Origin of the sequence: Luteococcus struthionis (genome assembly GCF_048595755.1) — a bacterium.
GTDB lineage: Bacteria > Actinomycetota > Actinomycetes > Propionibacteriales > Propionibacteriaceae > Luteococcus.
In genome coordinates this window covers 756769-781898 of record NZ_CP184360.1, presented here as the reverse complement: position 1 = coordinate 781898, position 25130 = coordinate 756769, and the positions used below count along the sequence as shown (strand labels likewise).

18 protein-coding genes are annotated in these 25130 nt (G+C 68.5%); 12 read left to right on the top strand and 6 right to left on the bottom strand.

The annotated features are described in order from the left end of the window. Positions 1–254: 254 nt before the first annotated feature. The 3 genes from glpA (at position 255) to ACOAMO_RS03625 (ending at position 4629) form a co-directional block, all read left to right on the top strand. A complete protein-coding gene (glpA, locus tag ACOAMO_RS03635; protein WP_420176231.1) occupies positions 255–1934 on the top strand; it encodes an anaerobic glycerol-3-phosphate dehydrogenase subunit GlpA in 1680 nt (559 codons plus the stop codon). Next, positions 1931–3193: a glycerol-3-phosphate dehydrogenase subunit GlpB gene (gene glpB / locus ACOAMO_RS03630; RefSeq protein ID WP_420176230.1), complete on the top strand. Its 1263-nt coding sequence runs from the start codon at positions 1931–1933 to the stop codon at positions 3191–3193. Before glpA ends, glpB begins: the two co-directional genes overlap by 4 nt. 185 nt (positions 3194–3378) lie before the next feature. Further along, on the top strand, positions 3379–4629 hold the full coding sequence (locus ACOAMO_RS03625) for an anaerobic glycerol-3-phosphate dehydrogenase subunit C (RefSeq protein ID WP_420176960.1): 1251 nt from the start codon (positions 3379–3381) through the stop codon (positions 4627–4629). 193 nt (positions 4630–4822) lie between these two features. On the opposite strand, the gene ACOAMO_RS03620 is transcribed toward ACOAMO_RS03625, so the two are convergent. The 3 genes from ACOAMO_RS03620 to ACOAMO_RS03610 all read right to left on the bottom strand — a co-directional run bounded on the left by ACOAMO_RS03620 (position 4823) and on the right by ACOAMO_RS03610 (position 8554). After that, the gene (locus ACOAMO_RS03620; protein ID WP_420176229.1) at positions 4823–5467 is read right to left on the bottom strand and encodes a hypothetical protein; all 645 of its coding nucleotides are present in this window, start codon (positions 5465–5467) and stop codon (positions 4823–4825) included. Between the two features lie 62 nt (positions 5468–5529). Further along, complete coding sequence (locus ACOAMO_RS03615) at positions 5530–7053, bottom strand: DEAD/DEAH box helicase (RefSeq protein ID WP_420176228.1); 1524 nt, start codon at positions 7051–7053, stop codon at positions 5530–5532. Between the two features lie 310 nt (positions 7054–7363). Continuing rightward, positions 7364–8554, bottom strand: a complete 1191-nt coding sequence (locus ACOAMO_RS03610; RefSeq protein WP_420176227.1) for a zinc-dependent alcohol dehydrogenase — start codon at positions 8552–8554, stop codon at positions 7364–7366. Positions 8555–8764: 210 nt separating this feature from the next. Here ACOAMO_RS03610 and ACOAMO_RS03605 point away from each other — a divergent pair, with 210 nt between their 5' ends. After that, the gene (locus ACOAMO_RS03605; RefSeq protein WP_420176226.1) at positions 8765–10879 is read left to right on the top strand and encodes a catalase; all 2115 of its coding nucleotides are present in this window, start codon (positions 8765–8767) and stop codon (positions 10877–10879) included. Between the two features lie 96 nt (positions 10880–10975). On the opposite strand, the gene ACOAMO_RS03600 is transcribed toward ACOAMO_RS03605, so the two are convergent. Together ACOAMO_RS03600 and ACOAMO_RS03595 are read right to left on the bottom strand one after the other, a co-directional pair. Further along, positions 10976–11770 (bottom strand): dioxygenase, encoded by a 795-nt coding sequence (locus tag ACOAMO_RS03600; protein WP_420176225.1) that lies wholly within the window; start codon positions 11768–11770, stop codon positions 10976–10978. Positions 11771–11798: 28 nt separating this feature from the next. Further along, complete coding sequence (locus ACOAMO_RS03595) at positions 11799–12563, bottom strand: FadR/GntR family transcriptional regulator (RefSeq protein WP_420176224.1); 765 nt, start codon at positions 12561–12563, stop codon at positions 11799–11801. 154 nt (positions 12564–12717) lie between these two features. Between ACOAMO_RS03595 and ACOAMO_RS03590 the strand changes: the two genes are divergently transcribed. The 6 genes from ACOAMO_RS03590 to ACOAMO_RS03565 all read left to right on the top strand — a co-directional run bounded on the left by ACOAMO_RS03590 (position 12718) and on the right by ACOAMO_RS03565 (position 21384). Then, positions 12718–14367: an L-lactate permease gene (locus ACOAMO_RS03590; protein ID WP_420176223.1), complete on the top strand. Its 1650-nt coding sequence runs from the start codon at positions 12718–12720 to the stop codon at positions 14365–14367. 38 nt (positions 14368–14405) lie between these two features. After that, entirely contained in the window at positions 14406–15185 is a 780-nt protein-coding gene (locus ACOAMO_RS03585; RefSeq protein ID WP_420176222.1) for a (Fe-S)-binding protein, read from the top strand. Next, positions 15182–16780 (top strand): LutB/LldF family L-lactate oxidation iron-sulfur protein, encoded by a 1599-nt coding sequence (locus ACOAMO_RS03580; RefSeq protein WP_420176221.1) that lies wholly within the window; start codon positions 15182–15184, stop codon positions 16778–16780. Before ACOAMO_RS03585 ends, ACOAMO_RS03580 begins: the two co-directional genes overlap by 4 nt. Next, positions 16777–17433 (top strand): LutC/YkgG family protein, encoded by a 657-nt coding sequence (locus ACOAMO_RS03575; RefSeq protein WP_420176220.1) that lies wholly within the window; start codon positions 16777–16779, stop codon positions 17431–17433. The genes ACOAMO_RS03580 and ACOAMO_RS03575 overlap by 4 nt, the downstream gene beginning before the upstream one ends. 869 nt (positions 17434–18302) lie before the next feature. Then, on the top strand, positions 18303–20216 hold the full coding sequence (locus ACOAMO_RS03570; protein WP_420176219.1) for a BCCT family transporter: 1914 nt from the start codon (positions 18303–18305) through the stop codon (positions 20214–20216). A 133-nt stretch (positions 20217–20349) separates the two neighbouring features. After that, positions 20350–21384, top strand: a complete 1035-nt coding sequence (locus tag ACOAMO_RS03565) for a nitronate monooxygenase (RefSeq protein WP_420176218.1) — start codon at positions 20350–20352, stop codon at positions 21382–21384. A 213-nt stretch (positions 21385–21597) separates the two neighbouring features. Here ACOAMO_RS03565 and ACOAMO_RS03560 read toward each other — a convergent pair whose 3' ends face one another. Next, a complete protein-coding gene (locus ACOAMO_RS03560; protein WP_420176217.1) occupies positions 21598–22518 on the bottom strand; it encodes a phosphatase PAP2 family protein in 921 nt (306 codons plus the stop codon). Positions 22519–22624: 106 nt separating this feature from the next. Here ACOAMO_RS03560 and ACOAMO_RS03555 point away from each other — a divergent pair, with 106 nt between their 5' ends. Together ACOAMO_RS03555 and ACOAMO_RS03550 are read left to right on the top strand one after the other, a co-directional pair. Then, complete coding sequence (locus ACOAMO_RS03555; RefSeq protein WP_420176216.1) at positions 22625–24256, top strand: trypsin-like peptidase domain-containing protein; 1632 nt, start codon at positions 22625–22627, stop codon at positions 24254–24256. Positions 24257–24394: 138 nt separating this feature from the next. Beyond that, entirely contained in the window at positions 24395–25066 is a 672-nt protein-coding gene (locus tag ACOAMO_RS03550) for a response regulator transcription factor (protein ID WP_420176215.1), read from the top strand. The last annotated feature ends 64 nt before the right edge of the window (positions 25067–25130 follow it).

Here is a 25130-nt window from a genome sequence, read left to right as displayed (position 1 = left end):
AGGCTGCTGATCGGTGATGCCGGTTGGCTTGTGGGGCCACGATAGGTGGCTCCTGCGCAGGGTGGGGAAGGTCTTTCGAGGAGAGGGCTGCACGTCTGTCTAGAGGCGTGAACGTTTGTGCACTGGGGTGGTGGTCGGGTGCACGTCGGGCGTGATCGTCCCCCCGGGGCTCGGAACTGTCGGTGCCGCTGCCTAGGGTGAGGGCAGGTGGCGCGGCGTAGGTGCCTGCGAGCCCTGGCGGAACGGAGTCTTCGATGAAGAAGTTGCAGGCGGACGTGGTGGTGATCGGTGGCGGTGCCACCGGCGCAGGCGTCGTCCGTGACGTGGCAATGCGCGGCTACACCGCCGTGCTGGTCGACCGGGCAGACCTGGGGCAGGGCACGACGGGTCGCTACCACGGGCTGCTCCACTCCGGTGGGCGCTACGTGGTCTCCGATCCCCATTCGGCCACCGAGTGCGCCCGCGAGAACGAGATCGTCACCCGCATCCATGCCGATGCCGTCGAGGCCACCGGTGGTCTGTTCGTCACCACTCCCGAGGACACCGAGGAGCACGCCGACAAGTTCGCCCCCGCAGCCCGTGCCACCGGGGTTCCGTGCGAGGAGATCAGCGTCGCCGAGGCGCTGCGGCGCGAACCCCGCCTCAACCCCGGCATCAAGCGAGCCTTCGCCGTGCAGGACGGCACGGTCGACGGCTGGCAGATGGTCTGGGGCGCCGCGCACAGCGCCATCGACCACGGCGCGAAGGTCCTGCCGTACCACTCGGTCACCAGGATCGAGCGCGACGGCGACCAGGTGCGCCAGGTGGTCTGCACCAACATGAAGACCCTTGACGAGGTGCGCATCGACACCAACTTCGTGATCAATGCCGGAGGGCCGTGGGCCGGTCAGATCGCCGCGATGGCGCAGTGCGAGGGCGTCGAGGTGGTGCCCGGCCGCGGCATCATGATCGCGATGAACCACCGCCTGGTGAACCAGGTGGTCAACCGCTGCATCCATCCGGCCGACGGGGACATCCTGGTGCCCGTGCACACCGTGTGCATCATCGGCACCACGGACGTGAAGGTGGACGATCCGGACAAGCTCGCCATTCCCCGTGACGAGGTGCAGCAGATGCTCGACGCCGGCGAGGCGCTGGTGCCGGGCTTCCGCCAGGCCCGCGCCGTGCACGCCTGGAGTGGTGCCCGCCCGCTGGTGAAGGATTCCCGCGTCGACCTCACCGACACGCGCCACATGAGCCGTGGCATGAGCATCATCGACCACGAGTCGCGCGACGGCCTGAAGGGCCTGCTCACCATCAGCGGCGGCAAACTGACCACCTACCGCCTGATGGCCAAGAACATCGTCGACGTGATGTGCCAGCAGCTGGGTGACGACCGGCCCTGCACCACCGACACCGAGAATGTTCCCGGTAGCGAGAGCGGCAAGAACTACCTGGTCACCCATCGCCTGGCCGAGCGCGAGAAGGACCGGCTGGACGACCAGATCGTCTGCGAGTGTGAACTGCTCAGCCGTCGTGAGCTCACCGGGCTGATGGACGTGCACCCCGATTCCACCTTCGACGACCTGCGCCGCCAGCTGAGGCTGGGCATGGGGCCGTGCCAGGGCGGCTTCTGTTCCACCCGCGCCGCGGGGATCGCCCTGGAACACGGCCACAGCACCGTCGACGAGGCCACCGAACAGCTGCGCCTGTTCCTCAAGAACCGCTGGACGGGCCTGTGGCCCATCCTCTACGGCGACCAGGTGCGCCAGACCGCGCTGGACAACTGGATCTTCAAGGGCACGCTGGACATCGAGCACCTGCCGCCGTCGGGCAGCGGGCCGCTGATCCCCGGTGAGGGGCCGGACCAGTACGCCGTACCCCACACCCAGCCGGATCCCGACACGACGGCCGAGCTTGTCGAGGCCACGAACGAGAGCGAGGTCGCGAAGTGAGCGACGTCATCGTCATTGGAGCGGGCCTCGCCGGCCTGACCGCGGCCCTCCGGCTGCGCCAGGAAGGGCTGGCCGTGACCCTGCTCACCAAGGGAATCGGTGGGCTCCAGCTGGGCCAGGGAACCGTCGACATCCTGGGTTATGGACCGGAACGGGTCCAGCACCCGCTGCGGCAGCTCGAGAGCTTCGCCGCCGACCACCCCGGTCACCCGTACGGCGTCCTGGAACGCCAGGACGTCGAACACGGCGTGCGGTGGCTGGCCGAGACGCTGGGGCAGGGGCAGTTGGTGGGCGACATGCACACCAATTCCCTCTACCCGACCGCCGTCGGCGCCCTGCGACCCACGGCCCTGGTGCCGCCGTCGATGGCAGCCGGTGCCTGCGAGCCGGGCAAGAAGTTCGTCATCGTCGGCATCCGACAGCTCAAGGACTTCTACCCGCAGTTGGTGGCCGAGAACCTGGCCCGCACCGACCTGCCCGGTGGCGGCCGCGTCGAGGCACGCTTCGAGCACATCAGCTTCCAGGCACGCGAAGGTGAGAACGATCCCAGCGGCCTGACCATGGCTCGCGCTCTGGACGACCCGGCCACCCGCCGCCGCTTCGCCGAGCTGGTGAAGCCCCTGGTGCGCGAGGGTGAGAGCGTCGGACTGCCCGCGGTGCTCGGCCTGGACGTCGCGGCTTGGCAGGAGATCCAGGAGATCGTCGGCGCTCCCGTCTTCGAGATCCCGCTGCCGCCACCGTCGGTGCCCGGTTTCCGCCAGAACGGCGCCCTGATGGAGCTGGCGACCCGGCTCCGCGTCCGGCTGGTCAACGGCACCAAGGTGATTCGCGCCCGCGTCGAGGACGGCGTGGTCAAGGGCGTCACCATCAAGGGCACCGGCCACGAGCAGGAGTACACCGCCGACGCCTTCGTGCTGGCCACCGGTGGATTCGAGTCGGGGGCACTCACATTGGACAGCCACAACGAGCTGCACGAGTCGATCTTCGGGCTGCCGGTGCGTGGCGGGAAGATCTCCGACATGGTGCACGGTGACTACTGGGGCGGTGACCAGCCCCTGTTCAAGGCCGGGCTGGCCGTCGACGACCGGATGCGGGTCGTCGGCGACGATGACACCGTCGTCCATCCCAACCTCTACGCCTGCGGCGGCATCCTCGCGGGCGCCCAGCGATGGAGCGAGAAGTCGGGCGAAGGCATCGCCCTTGGCAGCGCGATGAGGGCCGTGGACGCGATCCTCGCCAGCGCGAAGGAGAAGAACTGATGACCGATCAGCCCAAGAACACGGTTCCCGGGCCGGACACCACGGTCCCTGAGCCGGACACCACGCTCCCTGAGCCTGTCGAAGGGACACAGGGCTCGACGGCAGAGCGCCTCTCCCGCCTGGCGCCCGGGCCGACCGACGTCCTGATCGCCCCGGTCGACCAGCGCGAGGCCGCCAAGTCGGCCATGGAGCACGCCACGGATGAGGTGGCCCGCGCGAGCCTTGACCACTGCGTCAAGTGCACCATCTGCGAGACGGCCTGCCCGGTGGCCCGGGTGACGCCGCTGTTCAGCGGCCCCAAGTTCGTCGGACCGCAGGCCGAACGTTTCCGGCATGGCGACAGTGTCGACCAGTCGCTCGACTACTGCTCCAGCTGTGGCATCTGCACCCTGAGCTGCCCGCAGGGAGTCAAGATCGCGGAGCTGAACTCGCAGGCTCGTGCGGTGATGAAGAAGGACAAGATGCCGGTGCGTGACCGGCTGATGACCCAGACCACCCTCGAGGGCATGGTGATGAGCCCGCTGGCGCCGGTGGCCAATGCGGCGCTGGGGATGAAGCCGGTGCGCACCGTGATCGAGAAGGTCGTGGGGGTGCATCGCGACGCCCCGATGCCGGAGGCACACTTCGAGACCCTGCGCATGTGGCTCAGGAAGCGCCCCGCGCGCACCACCCCGGCCACCCGGGGCCCGGTGGTCTTCTTCACCGGCTGCGCCGGCAGCTACTTCGAGGTGGAGACCAGCAAGAAGTCCATCGAGCTGCTCGAATTCCTGGGTTACGAGGTGCTGGTGCCCAAGCAGGGCTGCTGTGGGCTGGCCGAACAGTCCAATGGTCTGTTCGAGCAGGCCACCAAGCACGTGCTCAAGCTGTGCCGTCAGCTGCAGAGCGCCGGCAAGGACCTCACGATCATCAGCTCGTCGGGTTCCTGCGTCGGCATGCTGAAGCACGAGGCGCACGAGATCATGGGCGTCGACGCGGAGGAGCTGCGCGACGTCGGCACCCGAGCGCGTGACATCAGCGAGTTCCTGCTGGAGCTGGCCGACGCCGGTGAGCTGCCGCTGGATTTCCGCCGGATGGACATCGAGATCCCCTACCACCAGCCCTGCCAGGTGAAGAGCCAGGGCATGGGCATGCCGGCCATGCACCTGCTGGAGCTGATCCCCGGCGTGACGGTGCAGGAGTCCGGCCAGCCGTGCTGCGGCATCGCCGGTACCTATGGCCTGAAGAAGGAGAAGTACGAGGTGGCCCAGGCCGTGGGCAAGCCGGTCTTCGAGCACATGAAGAAGCACGACCATGGTGTGGGCGCCTGTGACACCGAGACCTGCCGTTGGCAGATCCGCAAGGGATCCGGTGTGAACACCGTGCACCCGGTGGAGATCCTGCACTACGCCTACGGCCTGTCCGATGACCTCTTCGAGGCCAAGGTGGCCGAACGCTGAGGCCTGCGGCCGGGTCCGTCCCGCGCATCCGTCGGCCGGGCCCGTTCCTCACATCCGACGGCCGGGCCCGTTCCTCACATCCGGCGGCCGAGCCTGTCGAGGCCAACAAGGTGCTCCCTCCCCACGACGGGGAGGGAGCACCTTGTTTGTGTGGGCGGCCGGGCCAGGCCGCGTGTCTTCAGGCCGCGTGTCTTCAGGAGAGGGTCCCGACGACTACGTCGTGCACCCTGCCGGGGGAGTGACGGTCGTAGGTCACCAGCACTTGACGCACGAAACCCACCTGGCCCACCGTACGTACGGTCATCGGCTGGCGCCCCGAGGGTTGGTAGGTGACCTGGACGATGTCATGGGGAAGGCGTGGCAAACCGGCCGCTTCCGTGACCTGCCCTGGCACCACCTCCCACCGGTCGCGGGCACGGTGGCGTTCCAGCGCCGTGCGGCGACGCCACCTGCAGCAACCATCATGCGCCCACCAGTAGGCCGCGCAGCAGGCCACGCACCCCGCCAGGTAGATGGCAATGTGGACGGCGGAAAGATCACCCTCGACGCAGGCGACCAGCAGCCCCATCGCCAGCCACAACAGACTGAAGGTCGCCGTATCCGTCACGGTGTATCGGACGGTGGCCAGTCGTGCCCCGGGCGACGACAGGACGGGAACCAGGAGGGCAGCCAGGCAGACCCACCCGAGCGCCCAGCCCAGCGTGATCGACAGGAAGGGCCCCGGCTCGAAGATCGGCTCGCGGGCCACCCAGGGCAGCAGACCCCAAGGCAAGCCCGCGAGCAGTGTGGAGACCGAGAAGACGAACAGCACCAAGCGATGACCGAAGCGGATGGGCATGCCGGCAAGGCTAGCCAGCCGGGGGTTCGGTCGCGCTCGCGCGTCGGCAGGATGCCGAACGGTCAACGGCGGCCGCGGCGCCCGGAACTGGCGGAGAAGGCGGCGACGCCACCGGTCGAACCAGCGGAGCTGGTCCCTGCCGAGCCTCCGCGGCGCGACGGCACGGCGCGACGGCGACCCTCGCTGCGGCCACCCTCGGCGGGGCGAGCGGGATCGCGACGGGAATCGGGACGGCTGGCGGAATCGCCACCGCGTCCCCGGCCACCACGGCGGGAACCACCGGGGGCCTGGGCATTGCCGCCCTGACCGCGACCGGCGCCACTGCGTCCCCGGCCACCGCCATTGCCACCACGCCCCCGGCCACCGCCGGTGTTGCTGCCGGCCGTCTGCTGCTCCGCCCTCTGCGGGTAGGCGGCCTTCTCCGCGTCGGCGGGGGAGAGGAAGGTGCGCTCACCGGGGGCCAGCTCGTCGAGCACGGAGCGCTCGCCATTGCTGACGGTCGGCTTGATCTTGGCGGCGCGCATCAGGCCACGCACCTCGCCGCGCTGGTCGGGCGTCACCATCGTGACCACGGTGCCGGCCTTGCCGGCGCGGGCGGTACGGCCCGAGCGGTGCAGGTAGGCCTTGTGCTCGGTGGGCGGGTCGGCGTGCACCACCAGCTCGACGTCGTCGACGTGGATGCCGCGGGCGGCGATGTCGGTGGCCACCAAGGTGTCGACGCGGCCCGAGTGGAAGGCCTCCATGTTGCGGGTGCGGGCATTCTGCGCGAGGTTGCCGTGCAGGTCGACAGCGGGGATGCCGCGGGCCAGAAGCTGCTTGGCGAGCTTCTTGGCGCCGTGCTTGGTGCGGGTGAACAGGATGGTCTTGCCCGGCGCGGCGGCCAGGTCTGCGAGGACTCCGGTCTTGTCGTCCTTGTGCACCTCGAGGATGTGGTGGTCCATGGTGCTGACCGGGCTCTGGGCGGAGTCGGCCTGATGCGTGATGGGCTGGTGCAGGTAGCGCTTGACCAGCACGTCGATGCCATTGTCCAGGGTGGCGCTGAAGAGCATCTTCTGCGCGTCGCCGGGCACCTTGTCGAGGATGCGCTTGACCATGGGCAGGAAGCCCATGTCGGCCATGTGGTCGGCCTCGTCCAGGATGGCGATCTCGACGGCGGACAGGTCCACCGCGCCCTGGCCCATCAGGTCGAGCAGGCGGCCGGGGCAGGCGATGAGCACGTCGACGCCCTTGGCGAGGGTGCGGACCTGCGGGTTCTGGCCGACGCCACCGAAGATGGTCAGGCTCGCCAGCTGCGAGGTCTTCTCCAACGGGAGCAGGGATTCCTCGATCTGGGCGGCCAGTTCGCGGGTGGGGGCCAGGATCAAGGCGCGGGGCTTCTTGGCCATCCGTCGGGTCTTCGACGCCTCGAGGCGGGTGACCATCGGCAGCAGGAAGGCGTAGGTCTTGCCGGAGCCGGTGCGGCCGCGGCCCAGGACGTCACGGCCGGCGAGGCTGTCGGGCAGGGTGGCCTGCTGGATGGGGGTGGGGCTGGTGATGCCGCGCTGGGCGAGGGCATCGGAGAGGGTCTGGGGCACGCCCAGGGTCATGAAGTCAGACAAGTGTGAACTACCAATCAAGATCGGTGTCTTGCGCGGCGCGCTCAGCTTGGTCCGCCCAGGAGGGGCGGTGCGGCGCGGCCAGCGGAGCGCTTCCGGGAAGTGTGGGCTCCGATCACCGAGGGCCCGCGGCAAGACTGGGCGGGCCAACTTGTCCACTGTAGCTCATGGATGACGTGGGCCGCGCATGATGCCTTGCCAGAACCTGGGACAGCCGCTCGGGTTCGCGAGGTCCGCTCGGGTTGCAACCCGAGCGGACGCCATGAACCCGAGCGGCCTCCCGGGATCCCGCGTGAAGGGGTCAGCGGGTGGGGTCCAGCACCACCTTGATGCAGCCGTCCTGCTTCTTCTGGAAGGTGGCATAGGCCTCGGCTGCCTCGGACAGCCCCAAACGATGGGTGGCCAGGGTCTCGGTGCCCATCACGTCGCCGTCGCGCTGCACCAGCTCCAGCAGCTCGTCGGTCCACTGGCGCACATTGCACTGCCCCATCCGGATGGTGAGGTTCTTGTCGAACAGCGTCATCAGGTCCATCGGGTCCGCGGCGCCGCCGTAGACGCCCGCGACGGAGACCGTGCCGCCCCGACGTACCGCGTCGAAGCTGGCCTGGAGCGCGGCCAGCCGGTCGATGCCCGCGGTCTCGGTGAGCTTGCGGGCCAGCGGGCGGGGCAGTTTGCCGACGCCGGTGATCACCTTCTCCGCGACGGGGGAGCCGTGGGCCTCCATGCCGACGGCCTCGATCACCGCATCGGCGCCCCGACCCTGAGTGAGGTCCCGGATCGCGTTGCCGACGCTGCCCACTTGGCGCAGGTCGACGGTCTCGAAGCCGAAGTCACGGGCCAGCTGCAGCCGCTCGTCCACCAGGTCCACCGCGATGACACGCTCGGCGCCCTGCTGGCGGGCGGAGCGCGCCGCGAACTGGCCCACCGGCCCCAACCCCATCACCGCAACCGTCTGGCCCGGCGCCACGTCGGCATACTTCGCGGCCTGCCAGGCGGTTGGCAGGATGTCGGACAGGTACAGGTAGCGCTCGTCGACGCCGTGCGACGGCAGCTTCACCGGCCCGTACTGGGCCTGCGGCACCCGCACGTACTCGGCCTGGCCGCCGGGCACCTGGCCGTAGAGCTTGGTGTAGCCGAACAGCGCCGCACCCTTGCCCTGCTCGGTGACCTGGGTGGTCTCGCACTGCGACTGCTTGCCGTGGGTGCACATGAAGCAGTGGCCGCAGGAGATGTTGAAGGGGACGACGACTCGGTCGCCCACCTTCAGGTCACCCGCCTCGGGGCCCACCTCCTCGACGATGCCCATGAACTCGTGGCCCAGCACGTCGCCCGCCTCCAGGAAGGGGCCGAGGACCGAATAGAGGTGCAGGTCGGAGCCACAGATGGCCGTCGACGTGACGCGCACGATCGCGTCGGTCGGCTGCTCGATCCGGGGGGCCGGAACCTCACGAACCTCCACCTGCTCGGTGCCCTGCCAGGTCAGTGCCTTCATCGTCGCCTCCTCGTGTTGTGGTCCCTCGATCGGGAATCTACGACGCCGACCGGGGCCAGGACAGACCCACAGGGGTGGTCCCTTTCCGCCGATGACGAACATCGCCCCATTGCCTCCGTGGGGGTGTGTTCCGGTCGGGTTTTGCCTTGCCACAGTGGCCTTCGTACACCTCAGGCGCCTTGGCGCCGACGACCATCAGGAGGAAGAGCAATGGCCACGAAGAGGGATCCCAAGTACCCCGCGCAGCCCGCCCCCACCAATGAGGTCCAGCCCGACGACCCGATCGCGCCCGGCGGTGAGCGCCACCAGCAGGCGCAGGGCCGCGAGGACGTCCTGACCACCAGCCAGGGCGGCCCGGTCGCGACCAACCAGAACATCGCGACGGCCGGAAACCGTGGGCCTGCGCTGCTGCAGGACCACGTCTTCCGCGACAAGATCTTCCACTTCGACCACGAGCGCATCCCCGAGCGCGTGGTGCATGCCCGCGGCACCGGCGCCCACGGCGTCTTCGAGACCTACGAGAGCCTCGAAGACCTCACCTGCGCCGACATCTTCGCCCGCAAGGGTGAGAAGACCGAGGTCTTCGTCCGTTTCTCCACCGTCGCCGGCAACAAGGGCTCCTTCGACCTGGCCCGCGACGTGCGTGGCTTCGCGGTGAAGTTCTACACCAAGGAGGGCAACTGGGACCTGGTGGGCAACAACATGCCCGTCTTCTTCGTCCAGGACGCCTTCAAGTTCCCGGACCTGATCCACGCCGTGAAGGAGGCCCCCGACCGCGGCTTCCCGCAGGCGCAGAGCGCGCACGACAACTTCTGGGACTTCATCTCGCTGATGCCGGAGAGCACCCACCAGGTGATGTGGGCGATGAGCGACCGCGGCATTCCGCGTTCCTTCCGTTTCATGGAGGGCTTCGGCGTGCACTCCTACAAGTTCGTCAACGCCAAGGGCGAGGCGCGCTTCGTGAAGTTCCACTGGAAGCCGCTGCAGGGCCTGCAGTCGGTGACCTGGCCCGAGGCGCTCAGCATCAATGGTGCCGACCCGGACTTCCACCGTCGCGACCTGTGGGATGCCATCCAGGCCGGCGACTTCCCCGAGTGGGAGCTGGGCGTGCAGGTCTTCGACGACGACTTCGCCGACTCCTTCGACTTCGACGTGCTCGACGCGACCAAGATCATCCCCGAGGAGCTCGTGCCGGTGAAGCCCATCGGCAAGATGACGCTGAACCGGACCGTCGCCAACCACTTCGACGAGACCGAGCAGGTGGCGTTCATGACGCACAACATCGTGCGCGGCATCGACTTCAGCGACGACCCGCTGCTGCAGGGCCGCAACTTCAGCTACCTGGACACCCAGCTGAAGCGCCTGGGCTCCACCAACTTCACCCAGCTGCCGGTCAATGCGCCGCGCTGCCCGATGGCCAACTTCCACCGCGACGGCCACATGCAGACCGACGTGCACACCGGCCGCGCCAGCTACGAGCCGAACTCGTGGACCGGCGACGAGCGGGGCCCGCGCGAGAGTGAGGAGCTCGGGCTGCGCTTCGAGGCCGAACAGGTCAGCGGCGCCAAGCACCAGGCGCGCCCGGAGAGCTTCGCCGACCACTACTCGCAGGCGCACCAGTTCTGGATCTCGCAGACCGAGGTGGAGCAGGCGCACATCGTCGCCGCCTTCACCTTCGAGTTGAGCAAGTGTGAGGTGCCGCAGATCCGCACCCGCATGCTGGCCAACCTGCGCAATGTCGACGAGTCCTTGGCACAGCGGGTGGCCGACGGCCTGGGCATGGAGCTGCCCGAGGCATCCACCCCGGCGGTCAAGCCGCGCAAGGACCTGCCGGCCTCGGACGCGCTGAGCATCCTCAAGAACGGTCCGAAGGACTTCAAGGGCCGAAAGCTCGGCCTGGTGGTGGGTGACGAGACCGACGCGAAGGCGCTGAAGGCGCTGGTCGACGCGGTGACCGGCGCCGGGGGCATGGTGGAGATGATCACCCCGGCGGTGGGTGGCGTCACCCTGTCCGACGGCTCGCAGCAGCCCGGGCTGCAGTTCATCAAGGGCACCAAGGCGGCGCTCTACGACGCCGTCGCCTTGCTGGTCACCGAGCAGGCCGCCAAGCAGCTGGCCGACGTGCCCGAGGCCCGCGACTTCGTCACCGAGGCGCACGTGAACTGCAAGTTCGTCGGATGGACTCCCGAGGCCAAGCCGCTCGCGGTGGCGGCGGGCGTCACGCCCGACGAGGGCTGGGTGGACCTGTCCGACGCGAAGGCGGCGGTGAAGGCCTTCGGCAAGCTCCGTTACTGGGAGCGCGACGTCACTGCCCCGGCGAAGTAGCCAAGAGACCGGGCCCCAAGGACGCTCGGGTCCCTGCGTTCCGCGTGTGTTGCAACACGAGCGGAGCGCGGGAACCCGAGCGTCTGTGTGCGGGCGTCAGCTGAACTGCCACGAGCGCTTGCTCAGGCCGAACCAGAACCCGTCGACGGCCGAGCTGTTCTCCAACCCTCCGGTGGCATCGGCAGCACCGAGCGCCACGTAGAGCGGGGCCCAGTGTTCGGTGCGCGGGTGCGCCTCGTGGGCGCCGGGGGCCTTGTGCTGGAAGTCGAGGATGGCGTCGACGTCGCGACGGGCCATTGCCTCGGCCGCCCACTGGTCGAATTCGGCACTGACCGCCGGCGGGGCGGCATCGGCCGGTGCCGACGGGTTGAACCACTGCAAGTTGTGCGTGGTGAAGCCCGAGCCGATGATCATGGTGCCCTGCTCGCGCAGCGCGCCCAGCTTGCGGCCCATCTGGTAGAGCTCGCGCGGGTCGAGCGTCGGCAGGCTCAGCTGCAGCACGGGCACGTCGGCCTCGGGGAACATCTCCACCAGCGGCACGTAGGCGCCGTGGTCCAGGCCGCGGTTCTCGTCGTGCTGGATCGGATTGTCCGGTGTGGCGATGAGCTTGGCGACGTCCATCGCCAGGTCGGGTGCCAGCGGCGAGTCGTAGGTGACCTCGTAGTACTTCTGCGGGAAGCCCCAGAAGTCATAGGTGAGGGGATTCTTGCGCTCGAAGGCGCTCACCGTGGTGGGGGCCTGCTCCCAGTGGGCCGAGACCATCAGGATGTTCTTGGGCTTGGGCAGCGTGGCGGCCCAGCCGTGCAGCTGGCTGGTCCAGGTCGCGTCGTCGGCCAGCGGCGGGGCGCCGTGGCTGAGGAAGAGGATGGGCTGGCGTTCGACGGTGTTCATGACATCCACAATGAAGTTGAGGTTTCAATTATTCCCGGTCGGCCTCGACCGAGCAGCTGCTGGATTCGAGCTGCAGGATGTTGTAGCTGGTCCGGATGTGCTGCTCCATGCGGTCGGCCGCTTCGTTCGCGTTGCCCGCCTCGATGGATTCGGTGATGGCGCGGTGCTCGGCCGCCAGCCTCCTGCGCAGGCTCGGCCAGTCGTTCATCTCGCGTTCGGCACGCAGGATGGGGGCGCGCAGGCTCTCGCGCACCGCCTGGGTCAGGTCGGCGACCAGTGAGTTGTGGCTGCTCTGGGCCAGGGCGATGTGGAATTCGGTGTCGAGGGCATTGAAGTGCTCGATCTCGACTTCGGCGTCCATCTGGTCCAGCAGGTCGTTGATGTGCGCCAGGGCCTCGGGTTCGCGGTACTGGGCTGCCATCTGCACGCTGCTGCGCTCCAGGGCGATGCGGGTGGTGACTACCTCGTCCAGGGGGAACTGGCTGAGTGCCACCTGGAGTCGCAAGAGCCGCCCGAGCGCCTGGCTGCGCTCATTGATGACGTGGGTTCCGGAGTTGGCGCCGCTGCCGACCCGGCTGGCCAGTACCCCCTGTGCTTCCAGGGTGCGGATGGCCTCGCGGATCGCTGGACGGCTCACGTGCAACTGCAGGGCGAGGTCTCGTTCGGCCGGAAGGCGGTCGCCGACTCGCAGTCTTCCCTTCAGGATGAGGGACTCGATGTGCTGCAGCACCGTCTCGAAGGCGCGCTTGGGACTGTCCGAGGCGGAGCTGGAGGCATTCGTCGAGGTGCTCATGGCCTCCAGTCTCCCATCTTGGTTGCGCGCTGGGCAGGGGAATGTTTGGAGCTCCAGATTGTGTGGTTCGACCTCTTCCCAAATGCGGGGCGCCACATCTATGGTTAGACCATAGTTTGGTAATACCAATATGTCGATGGACAACGGAGTCCCCATGAACACATTTCGTCCCGAGCTCTACCCCCTCGGACAGGTCTGGTCAGTGCTGGTGGCCCTGCTGCCGCTGATCGTGATCTTCGTCGGTCTGGGTGTGCTCAAGTGGAAGGCCCACGTCGCCGGCCTCGTCGCCGTCGTGGTGGCGCTGGCCACCGCCGTGCTCGCCTTCAAGATGCCCGCCCCGCTGGCCCTGCTCAGCGCCAGCGAAGGATTCGTCTTCGGTCTGTTCCCCATCGTGTGGATCGTGCTGATGGCCATCTGGTTCTACCAGGTCACCGTCGTCAGCGGCCGCTTCGAAGACCTGCGCGCCACCTTCAACCTGATCAGCGACGACCCGCGCGTCACCGCCCTGCTCGTCGCCTTCTGCTTCGGCGGCCTGCTCGAGGCGCTGGCCGGCTTCGGCGCCCCCGTGGCGATCACCGGCGTGATGCTGCTGGCCGTCGGCTTCCCCAAGCTCAAGGCCGCCATCGCCGTGATGGTGGCCAACACCGCCCCGGTCGCCTTCGGCGCGGTCGCCATCCCGATCATCACCGCCGGCAAGGTCTCCGGCATCCCGTATGAGGAGATCGGTGCCATCGTCGGGCGCCAGACCGCCGTGCTCGCCCTGGTGGTGCCCTTCCTGCTGCTGATCATCGTCGACGGTTTCAAGGGGCTCAAGCAGGTCTGGCCCGCCGCGCTGGTGATCGGTGGCGCCTTCGCCGCCGCCAAGTGGATCACCTCCAACTACATCTCGGTGGAGCTCACCGACGTCATCGCCTCCCTGGTCGGCATGGCCGCCGGTGTGGTGCTGATGCGCTTCTGGACGCCCAAGGGCACCTCCGAGGCCCAGCAGCGCCTGGATGCCGAGAGCGCTGCCGAAGGCGGCAACGAGGTGGTCACCCACGAACGGCGTGAGCTGCCCGGCAGCCGGATCGCGATGGCGCTGCTGCCCTACATCCTGGTGGTGGCGGTCTTCTCGCTCGCCAACCTCGTCGGACCGCTCAAGCGGGCGCTGACCAGCACCGACGTCGTCATCAACTGGCCCGGACTGCACGGCCACGTGCTCAACAACGCGGGCCAGGTGCACAGCTCCACCATCTACAACTTCCAGTGGCTCTCCGGTGCCGGCACCCTCCTGCTGTTCGTCGGGATCCTCACCGCCATCATCTACAAGGTCCCCGCAAAGGCCGCCGTCAAGGAGTTCACCGACACCGTCCACAAGCTGCGCTTCACGGTGCTCACCATCGGTTCGGTGGTCGCCCTGGCCTATGTGATGAACCTCTCGGGCCAGACCACCACCATCGGCACCTGGATCGCCGGCGCGGGCGCCGCCTTCGCCTTCCTGTCCCCGGTGCTCGGCTGGATCGGCGTGGCGGTCACCGGCTCCGACACCTCCGCCAATGCCCTGTTCTGTGGTTTGCAGGCCACCGTCGGGCACGAGACCGGCCTCGATCCCGCCCTGCTGACCAGCGCCAACACCGCTGGTGGCGTCGCCGGCAAGCTGATCAGCCCGCAGAACATCGCGATCGTCGCCACCGCCGTCGGACTGGTCGGCAAGGAGTCGTTGATCCTGCGCAAGACGTTGGGTTGGTCGCTGGGGCTGCTCGCCCTGATCAGCCTGATGGTGGGCCTGCAGTCCACCTCGATCCTGTCGTGGATGCTCCCGTGAGCACCCGCCTGTCTACCACCAACCACAAGGAGGTCCCCATGACCACCACACTTCCGGGGCAGGGCAAGCGGGTCGCCCTGTTCGCCACCTGCATCAACGATGCGATGTTCCCCCAGACCCCCAAGGCCGTCGTCGAGGTGCTGGAGCGCCTGGGCTGCACCGTCGAGTTCCCCAAGGCCCAGACCTGCTGCGGCCAGATGAGCACCAACTCCGGCTACTTCGACGAGTCGGTTCCGCTGGTACGCAACTACGTCCAGGCCTTCGAGGGCTACGACTACATCATCGCGCCGTCCGGCTCCTGCACCGGCGCGGTGCGCGAACAGCACCCGATGCTCGCCCGCCATGCCAAGGACTCCGGCCTGGTCAAGGCCGCCGAGGACGCCGCCAGCCGCACCTTCGACTTCACCGAACTGCTGGTCGACGTGCTCGGTGTCACCGACGTCGGTGCCTACTTCCCGCACCGCGTCACCTACCACCCCACCTGCCACTCGGTGCGCGTCACCAAGGTGGGCGACAAGCCCTACCAACTGCTCAGCAAGGTCCGTGGCCTGCAGCTGGTCGACCTGCCCGACGCCGACCGCTGCTGCGGCTTCGGCGGCACCTTCAGCCTGAAGAACCCCGATGTGAGCGTGGCCATGGCCACCGACAAGGCACGCAATGTCGCCAGCACCGGCGCCGAATACCTCGTTGCCGGCGACAACTCCTGCCTGCTGAACATCTCCGGCGTCCTCAACCGGGGCAATGCGGGCATCAAGCCGATCCACCTGGCCGAGATCCTGGCCAGCACCGACGCCAGCCTGACGGGAGCCACACGATGACCAACCAGAACGGTGAGACCCGCTCCACCCAGAGGACCCAGCTCAAGCTGGTGACCAAGAACAACCATGGGGCCGCCCGCCTCACTCCGGCGCCGCCGCAGGGTGAACTGGTGGACTCGCCGCTGTTCCCCGACGCGGCCAAGCGCGAGCTGGCCAACCCGGTGCAGCGCAAGAACCTGCACCACGCGATGGGCACCATCCGCGCCAAGCGCACCCGTGTCACCGCCGAGCTGGAGAACTGGGAGGAGCTGCGCCAGGCCGGTGAGGCGATCAAGAATCGCGTCGGCCGCCACCTCGACGACTACCTCGTCCAGCTGGAGGAGAACCTCACCAAGGCCGGCACCACCGTGCACTGGGCCCGCGACGCCAAGGAGGCCAACGAGATCATCGTCGGCCTGGTCAAGGGCAAGCTCGGCCCCGAGGACCTGCCCGAGGTCGTCAAGGTGAAGAGCATGGTCACCCAGGAGATCGACATGAACGAGGCCCTCGAGGCCAACGGTGTCGCCGCCTGGGAAACCGACCTGGCCGAACTCATCGTCCAGATGGGCCACGACCGCCCGTCGCACATCCTCGTGCCGGCCATCCACCGCAACCGCTCCGAGGTGCGCGAGATCTTCCTGGAGGAGATGGGCAACTACGGCAAGGCCGCACCCGAGGAGCTCGACACCGAGCCGAAGAACCTGGCCGCGGCCAGCCGTGCACACCTGCGTGAGAAGTTCATGCGCGCCCACGTTGCCATCTCGGGTGCCAACTTCGCCGTCGCCGAGACCGGCACGCTGGCCGTCGTGGAGAGCGAGGGCAATGGCCGCATGTGCCTGACCCTGGCCGACACGCTGATCAGCGTCGTGGGTATCGAGAAGATCGTCCCGACCTTCGCGGACCTCGAGGTCTTCCTGCAGCTGCTCCCGCGCAGCTCCACCGCCGAGCGGATGAACCCGTACACCTCGCTGTGGACCGGTCCCCGTGAAGGCGACGGCCCGCAGGAGATGCACGTCGTGCTGATCGACAACGGCCGCACCGACGTGCTCGCCGACGAGGTTGGCCGAGAGGCACTGCGCTGCATCCGCTGCAGTGCCTGCATCAACGTCTGCCCGGTCTACGAGAAGGTCGGCGGCCACGCCTACGGCTCGGTCTACCCGGGCCCGATCGGCGCCGTGCTCACCCCGCAGCTGCGCAGCATGAAGAACCCGGTGGACCGCTCACTGCCCTTCGCGTCCAGCCTGTGCGGCGCGTGCAATGACGTCTGCCCGGTGAAGATCCCGCTGATGGAGCTGCTCGTCCACGAGCGCCACAAGGCCGTCGAGGCGAAGAAGCAGCACAAGAGCTACAACGTGCACTTCGAGCCGATCGCCATGAAGGCCACCAGCGTCATGTTCGGCAACGGCAAGCTGTGGGGTGCAGCCCTGGGGGCGGAGACCAAGCTCGGCGGCAAGGTGCTCGGCAAGTTCTTCGACCACATCGGCCCCATCCCCGGACCGTTGAACCGCTGGACCGGCGCGCGCGACGTGCCGATGGTTCCCACGCAGAGCTTCCGGGCTTGGTGGGACGAACGTGAGAAGAACAACGGCAACAAGGCCAAGGGAGACCAGAAGTGAACGCGAAGGACGAGATCCTCCAGCGGGTGCGCACGGCACTCGTCGACGTCAAGGAGAGCGACCCCGCCGTCGACGTCCCGGTGACCTGGCGCTATGAACAGCCCACCGCCATGGACGACGTGATCGGCCGCTTCGTCGAACGCGTCGAGGACTACAAGGCCACCGTCGTGCGTGTCGGCGGCTCGGAGGCCGAGATCGCCCAGGCCGTCGTCGACGGGCTCAAGTCGATCGAGGCGAAGGATGCCATCCTGCCGGTTGGCCTCCCCGCCGCCTGGCGCAGCGCCGTCGAGACGGCCGGCATCGCGATCCTGTCGGACGAGCCGCAGCTGTCCAATGACCAGCTCAACGCCGCTGGCGCCGTGGTCACCGCAGCACGCGTCGGGGCCGCCGAGTCCGGCACGATCATGCTCGACCACGCCGACGACCAGGGCCGTCGCGCCCTGAGCCTGGTTCCCGATGCGCACATCTGCGTGGTGCGCACCGACCAGGTGGTCTCGGACATTCCCGAGGCCGTCGGACGCCTGCAGGATTCGGTCAAGCAGCAGCGGCCGATCACCTGGATCAGCGGCCCGTCGGCAACCAGCGATATCGAGTTAAGTCGTGTGGAGGGCGTCCACGGCCCCCGCACCCTCTACGTGGTGGTCGCCGGCTGAACCCTGATCGGCCGGTTCCACCAAGCACTGCGGCCCGACTCCGCAAATCGACCACGCGTCGAGCGGAGCGGGCCGCAGTCTCGTGTCAGGGCTCCCCGATGCGCGTGGTCGATGGCAGGTTTGCGGAGTCATGCCCTCGGGGGCAGGCACGCGGGGTCCGAGGAGGGAAAGGCCCACGCCCGGGCCTCACCGCCCCCGCTCCCGGCTGTCACGAAAACAGGGGACATCAGGCGGGGAAAAGCTGTTCCAATGCTGATGCCACCCGATCGCGTTCAGTATTAACTTTCCTTCACAGCGCTCGTGGTGCACAGTCATCTCATCGCCGGTCCCCCCTCAAAGGGGGTGGACGGGCGACCGGGATTCGGGGGAATCCCTGCCACCAGCAGGTCTCGGGGGAGTCCTGCTGGTGGTTCGAACCGCCCCTCGACTGGGGAATTGCGAGGGCTGGGTCGCAGGCTCCGGATGGCAGCCGGCGCCCCAAGTGCAGCAATGCTGGGACTGGATCGGGGGATCGGACCGGCACTGCATGGAGCGGGCCCGGAAATCCATCTCGGGTGTTTCCGGGCCCGCGCTCTCGTCAATGGACGGCTCACGACTGGTGCACCCAGACTGGTGCGCTCAGACTGGTGCGCTCGGGGGTGCACGCGCACGCTGAGGGGCTGAGGCCGACACGGCCGAGCCGCAGGAGTTTTTCAGTTCTCCCGCCTGCCTTGAAATGCTCGTGATTCCACGATTGGTCAGGGCTTATGCGCTAGTGGCGCGGCATTTGAGGTGATCTGTCTGAGAAGGTGGTGAATTGCGCGTCTCGCAGCTTCTCGCGTCCTTGGGATAACGTCCCAGGGTTCGTCAATCCCAGGAGGCACATCTACATGGCCGAGCAAGAGCGACCCGAAGACAAGAATCCGCCGGGTCGGTCGCGCCGCGACCGCAAGCAGACGGGCTCCGCAGCCCGACCCGTCGGCAACAAGAACCGCACCGGCAGCCCACTGTCGGCCAGCGGCCCCCGAGACCTGCTGGACGCCCACGGTGGCGCCGCCCGCCTGATGGGGCAGGGCAGGGTCCTCGAGGCCTCGCACCCGGCACTCGAGCCCTCGGCCGAGGCCCTGAAGAACGAGCGCCCCGGCAGCCTGGACAAGGTGGTCTTCGGGATCACCGCAGTGCTGTCGATCGCCTTCGTCATCTGGGGCGCCTTGGCCCCCGCACAGCTGAACACCGCCTCCGGCCAGGGCCTGGAATGGGTCGTCGGAAATGCCGGATGGCTCTTCGCGCTGGCCGCCACAGGTTTCGTCTTCTTCGTCCTGTGGCTGGCCATCAGCCCCTACGGCCGAATCCCGTTGGGCCGCGACGGTGAAGGACCCGAGTTCACCACCACCTCGTGGATCGCCATGATGTTCAGCGCCGGCATGGGCATCGGCCTGATGTTCTACGGCGCCGCCGAACCGCTGGCCCACTTCGTCACCCCGCCGCCCGGCACCGGTGACGCCGACGTCAAGCAGGCGCTGGCCACCACCCTGTTCCACTGGGGCCTGCACCCGTGGGCCATCTACGCGATCGTCGGCGTCTCCATCGCCTACGGCGTCTTCCGCATGGGCCGCCCGCTGACCATCAGCGCCGTCTTCGAGCCGCTGCTGGGCAAGCGGCAGACCTACGGCCCCGCCGGCAAGGTCATCGACATCTTCGCCATCTTCGCCACCCTGTTCGGCTCGGCCACCTCGCTGGGTCTGGGGGCGCTGCAGATCGCCGAGGGCGCCAAGATCGTGGGCTGGCTCGACGAGGCGAGCAACAGGTTCCTGGTGCTGCTGATCACCGGCCTGACCATCTGCTTCGTCATCTCGGCCGTCTCCGGCGTCGGTAAGGGCATCCAGTACCTGTCGAACATCAACATGGTGCTGGCCCTCGTGCTGGCCCTGTTCGTCTTCGTCGTCGGCCCCACCGTCTTCATCCTGAACCTCATCCCGTCGAGCCTGGGCACCTACCTGCAGGAGCTCATGATGATGAGCGCCCGCACCGGTGTGGACGGTGGCGACGCCAGTAGTTGGCTTGCCGGCTGGACCATCTTCTACTGGGCCTGGTGGGTCAGCTGGACCCCCTTCGTGGGCATGTTCATCGCCCGTATCTCCAAGGGCCGCACCATTCGCCAGTTCATCTCTGGCGTGCTGCTGGTTCCCAGTGTCGTGAGCCTCATCTGGTTCGCGATCTTCGGTGGTGCCGCGGTCAAGGCCGAGCAGCTGGGCGCCAAGCTCAGCGAGGCCGGCTCTGAGGAGGCCACGCTGTTCGCCCTGCTGGACACCATGCCCTGGGCCACCATCACCTCGGTGCTGGTCATGATCCTGGTGGGCATCTTCTTCGTCTCCGGCGCCGATGCCGCCTCCATCGTGATGGGAACCCTGAGCGAGAACGGCACCATCGAGCCGCGTCGCCCCACGGTCATCTTCTGGGGTGCCGCGACCGGCGCCGTGGCCGCCATCATGCTGGTCACCGGTGGTGAGGACGCGCTGGGCGGCCTGCAGCAGATCATCATCGTCGCCGGCCTGCCCTTCATGATCATCATGATCGGCATGGCCGTGGCCCTGGTGAAGGACCTGGCCAACGACCCGATGATCGTGCGCGGGCGCTACGCCAAGGCCGCGGTGGAGCAGGCCATCGTCGAGGGCGTCACCGCCCACGGCGACGACTTCCACCTGGTGGTCGACCCGACCGCACCCGGTGAGGGAGCCGGATCGCTGGTGGACACCTCCACCATCGAGACCGTCTCCGACGACACCCCGGATCCCCGGGGCTGATCCTCGCCTTGGAATGGGGCCGCGACGCACAGCGTCGCGGCCCCGTTCTGCATTTCCGGAAATTGCTGTCGTGCCGACGGGGGTGAGGTCCTAGGCTCGAAGGTGACACCGTGCACCGACGAAGGGACCACCCATGACCGCCGGCACCACTGGACCGCGCCGCCCCCTGCCGCTGAGGCTCCCCTTGCTGGTGGCCCCCATGGCTGGAGGGGTCACGACCCCCGAACTGGTCGCAGCCGTCTGCGCCGCGGGAGGCAGCGGTTTCCTGCCCGGCGGCTACCTCACCGCCGAGCAGCTGGGGCACAATCTGGCCCGCCTTGACGAGCTGCTGGATGAGCAGGCGATGGCCGCAGTGCCCTATGGGGTCAACCTGTTCGTGCCGACCCCGAGTGACCGGCAGCGTGATGCGACGGCGGTGCTCGACTACGCAGACCGGCTGGGCGAGCAGGCCGGGCAGCCGCGCTGGAATGACGACGACCACTACACCGAGAAGCTCCATCTGCTGGTGGAGGAGCATCCGGTGAAGATGGTGAGCTTCACCTTCGGCTGCCCCCGCCCGGAGGACGTCCAGGCGCTGCACCAGGTTGGCACTCGAGTCCTGGTGACGGTCACCGACCGCGATGAGGCGCAGGCCGCCGCGGGGCTGGGCGTGGATGGTCTGGTGGTGCAGGGCTTCGACGCCGGTGGGCATCGGGGCACGCACGACGTGGCCAAGGCACCCAACCACCGCGATGCGTTGGCCCTGCTGCCCGAACTGTCCCACCTGGACCTGCCCATGGTCGCGGCCGGGGGTGTGGCCACCCGCGGTGACGTGCAGCGACTGCTCGCGGCAGGCGCCGTGGCCGTCCAGGCGGGGACGGCCTTCCTGCGTTGCCCCGAGGCCGGCACCAGCCCTGCCCATCGGGAACTGCTGTCCACCGCCCACGGGACCAGGGTGACCAGGGCCTTCAGCGGCCGCCCCGCGCGTGGTCTGGTCAACGACTTCATGGAGCGCCACGAAGACTTCGCACCGTCGGTCTACCCGCAGGTCGACCAGGTCACCAAGCCGCTGCGGGCAGCGGCGGCCTCGCGCGGTGACTCCTCGCAGATCTCCGGGTGGGCCGGCGCGGGCTGGTCTGCGGCGCAGGACCTTCCCGCCGGCGAGGTCTTCGCTTCGCTGCTCCCCTGAGAGCAGGCCCCGCTCACCCGGCCTTGGGCTGGGGCCCTCGTGCGCCGTCGACTCCGCAGAACCACCAAGCGGTCTCGGGGTGGGCGGGGCGGCGAGCGGGCGAAGGCACGGCGCGTCGCAGCCGGTGGATGATTTGCGGAGTCCGGGGCCGCCGACCCCGGACTGCTGTCTTCAATGGCTCTTGGCCGATGCGGTTTTCTGCGGCGTCCGGCCTCAGAGCGGACGGCCGGAGCGCTGGTCGTGCAGGTGCACCAGGCGCAACAGGATGCCCATGCCGGCCATTGCCACCCCGCACAGGCCAGCGGAGCCTCCCAGGTACGCGACCAGCAGGTGCGGATGGCTGGTGACGGCCTGCTCCAGCAGCCACGGTTCAGTGAAGTCGTCCACGGTTCCGCGCACCGCCCACCCGCAGGCGGCCGCGACGCCCAGCGCCGCCAGACCGGCCAGCACCATCAGGGCCGGCACCAGGCGCGACGGACGGGGACGCTCAGGCAACTCGTCCTGGTGCCGGGCCATCAGCTGCTGCCGCAGTGCCGCGATGAACAAGGCGAAGAAGGCCCAGGCGAAACAGACCAGGTAGGCCCCCACCACGTCGGAGGGCCGATGCCAGCGGGCGGCCACCGTTCCGTAGCCGAAGACCATCATCACCCCCGCGCCGAGCACGGCGACGACGGAGCGCAGTCCCCGGGGCGCCACCAACAGGGCGGCGACCATGGCCGATCCGGCGGCCGTGGTGTGCCCGCTGGGATAGGTGTTGTCCGTCATCCCCCAGTAGTCCACCAGCCCTGGCCGGTGCAGCAGGTGGTACTTGAGCGCGCGGGTGGTCACATTGGAGCAGGCCACGACCGCGGCGGCCTCCAGGGCCAGCAACCACCGTCGGCGGACCAGGGCGGTCAGGGCCACTGCCAGCATCACTGCCGCAATGGCGGTCACGGAGACATTCTCCAGGATCGACTCGAAGGTCGGAGTCACCCTGTTGCTGCCGAACTCGGCACCGACATAGGCCTGGTTGTCCATCATCTGCCCGCGCCAGGTGGCCACGAAGAACCACCACACGCCGAGCACGCCGATGCCTGCCGCCATCGCGAGCAGCAGCGGGCGGACCCATCGCCAGATCGTGTGCTGGAACCTCATGGCGGCAATTCTGACAGCCGTCGTGGCCGCTTCCAGCGACGAGTTCACAGCTTCCTCACAGCGCCAACCATGGGTTTTCCCAGCCTCGTGACGTTGACTGGATGGCATGACGCACCAGAACCCGGAGCACGAGCAGACTCGTCGGATCGACGACGACGGGTTCTGGATGCATCCCGATTCCGAGCCGGGAGAGGGCGTGCCGCACGAGTCGACGCAGGTGCTGCCGGTGGAGCACACCCAGCAGATCCCGGTGGTCGATCCGCTGTGGGGCCCGCCCACCGGTCCGGCCTGGCAACCGCCAGCCGACGCCTCGACCCCGGGAGACGATGGGCAGGCCCAGCACCAGTTGGCCCAGGCGCAGTTGGCCCAGGCGCAGTTGGCCCAGGCGTCACCGGGCCACCCCGCGCCCCAGTTCGCGCCACCCGGCCAGCCCCCATACCCGGGAGGTGCTCCCGGCCCGTACCCCCAGCGCGGTGCCGCCCCCTACCCGGTTGGCGCGCAAGCCGGAGAGAGCAGCTACGGGCTGCCCGGCACCTGGTACGTGGACGGCCCGTCCGCGCCTCGACGCGCAGGGCGGGGCGCGCGTGCCCTGCTGGTGGTGCTGGGCGTCGGTGCGCTGGCCGGTGCCGCGATGGTCGGCGCCTCCGGGGCCCTGTCCCCGCTGCTGCCGGGCCAACAGCCCGCCGCGCAGCAGCCCGCCGAGGGTGAGGGTGACGGCTCGGTCCCCGCCGAGCAGCGCCCCTACGATCCGTGGGATTCCACCGACGAGGACGAGTCGGATGCGCAGGAGGAGGACACCACCCCGGGTGCCGAGCCCACCCGGGCCACGAGCGACCAGAGTCGAGGCGTGGTGCTCATCAATGCCAGCACCGGCGATCGTCGCGGCGCCGGATCGGGCATGGTGGTCAGCCCCGACGGGCTGGTGCTGACCAACTACCACGTCGTCGAGTCGAGCACCCGGGTGCAGGTGAAGCTGGCCAGCACCGGCCGCAGCTACGAGGCAGAGGTGCTGGGGCACGACGCCACCCGCGACGTGGCGCTGCTCCAGCTGGACGGCGCCAAGGACCTGGAGACGATCACCTTCGACGACGACGAATTGTCGGTGGGCGACGAGGTGACCGCCGTCGGCAATGCCAACGGCCAGGGCTATCTGAGTGCGGCGGCCGGCCGGGTCCGAGACCTGGACAGCAGCATCGTCGTCGCCAACGAGAACACCGTCAGCGGCAAGGAGAGGCTCAGCGACGTCATCAAGACCTCCGCCGCCGCGCAGCCCGGTGATTCGGGCGGCCCGATGTTCGACGACGAGGGCGAGGTGGTGGGCATGACCACCGCCGGGCAGCAGGCCTCGTCGGGCATCCGCACCCAGAACGTCACCGTGGCCAGCTATGCCGTGCCCGCCGACCGGGCCCAGGAGATCATCGAGCAGATCCGTGAGGGCAAGGAGGAGGGCACCGTCCGGGTGGGGCCCAAGGCCTACCTGGGGGTCACCGTCAAGACCGTGCAGGACGAGACGCTGGTGGTCGCCGAGGTGGTGGCGGGCGGGCCGGCCGATGGGGCGGGCTTGTCGCGTGGCGACATCATCACCAGCCTGGACGGCACCGACGTCGACGAGCACGCGTCGCTGAGCCAGAAGCTGGCCGAGCACGAACCCGGTGATCGCATCGAGATCGGCTGGCGGGACGCCCAGGGCGAGCGTCACAGCGCAGAGGTGGAGCTGGGCGAGAGCCCGATGAACTGACCCCAGCCCCCCTCGGTGCCCGCCACTTGCCGCATGCGGCCACCACCCGTTGGCCCACGACGAGACCCGCGGGCCTATGCTGTGGCACATCCCACGACGGACTGCGGCACGGATGCCGCGTCAGGCAGGAGGACACGGATGAGGTTGCTGCTGGTGGAGGACGACCGGTCGCTGGCCGAGGTGACCCGCCGCGGGCTGACCAGTGAGGGGCACGTCGTCGATCTGGCGCGCGACGGCCGCGAGGGGTGCCTCAAGGCGGTCCACGGTGACTACGACGTGGTGATCCTCGACATCATGCTGCCGCTGATGAACGGTTACGACATCCTCAAGCAGATGCGCGCCGAGCAGGTGTGGACCCCGGTGCTGATGCTCACCGCCAAGGACGGCGAATGGGACCAGGCCGATGCCTTCGACCTGGGCGCCGACGACTACCTGACCAAGCCGTTCAGCTTCGTCGTGCTCAATGCCCGGTTGCGGGCCCTGGCGCGGCGTGGTGTCACCGAACGGCCTGCCCAGCTCACCGCGAAGGGCCTGGTGCTCGACCCGGCCACGCACCTGGTCAAGCGCGGCGACGTGTCGATCGACCTCACGCCCAGGGAGTTCAACCTGCTCGCCTACCTGATGCAGCAGAAGGGCGCCGTGGTCACCAAGGCGCAGATCCTGGATGGCGTGTGGGGCAGCGAACACGACGGGGACCCCAATGTGGTGGAGGTCTACGTCGGCTACCTGCGCAAGAAGATCGACGCGCCCTTTGGTGAGAACACCATCCAGACCGTGCGTGGGGTGGGGTACCGGCTCGCGATGGACTGATCGGGGCAGGAATTTCCGTCCGCTGGTGCGAAGCCCCGCCCTTGGTTGGGGCGCCCTGCGACCT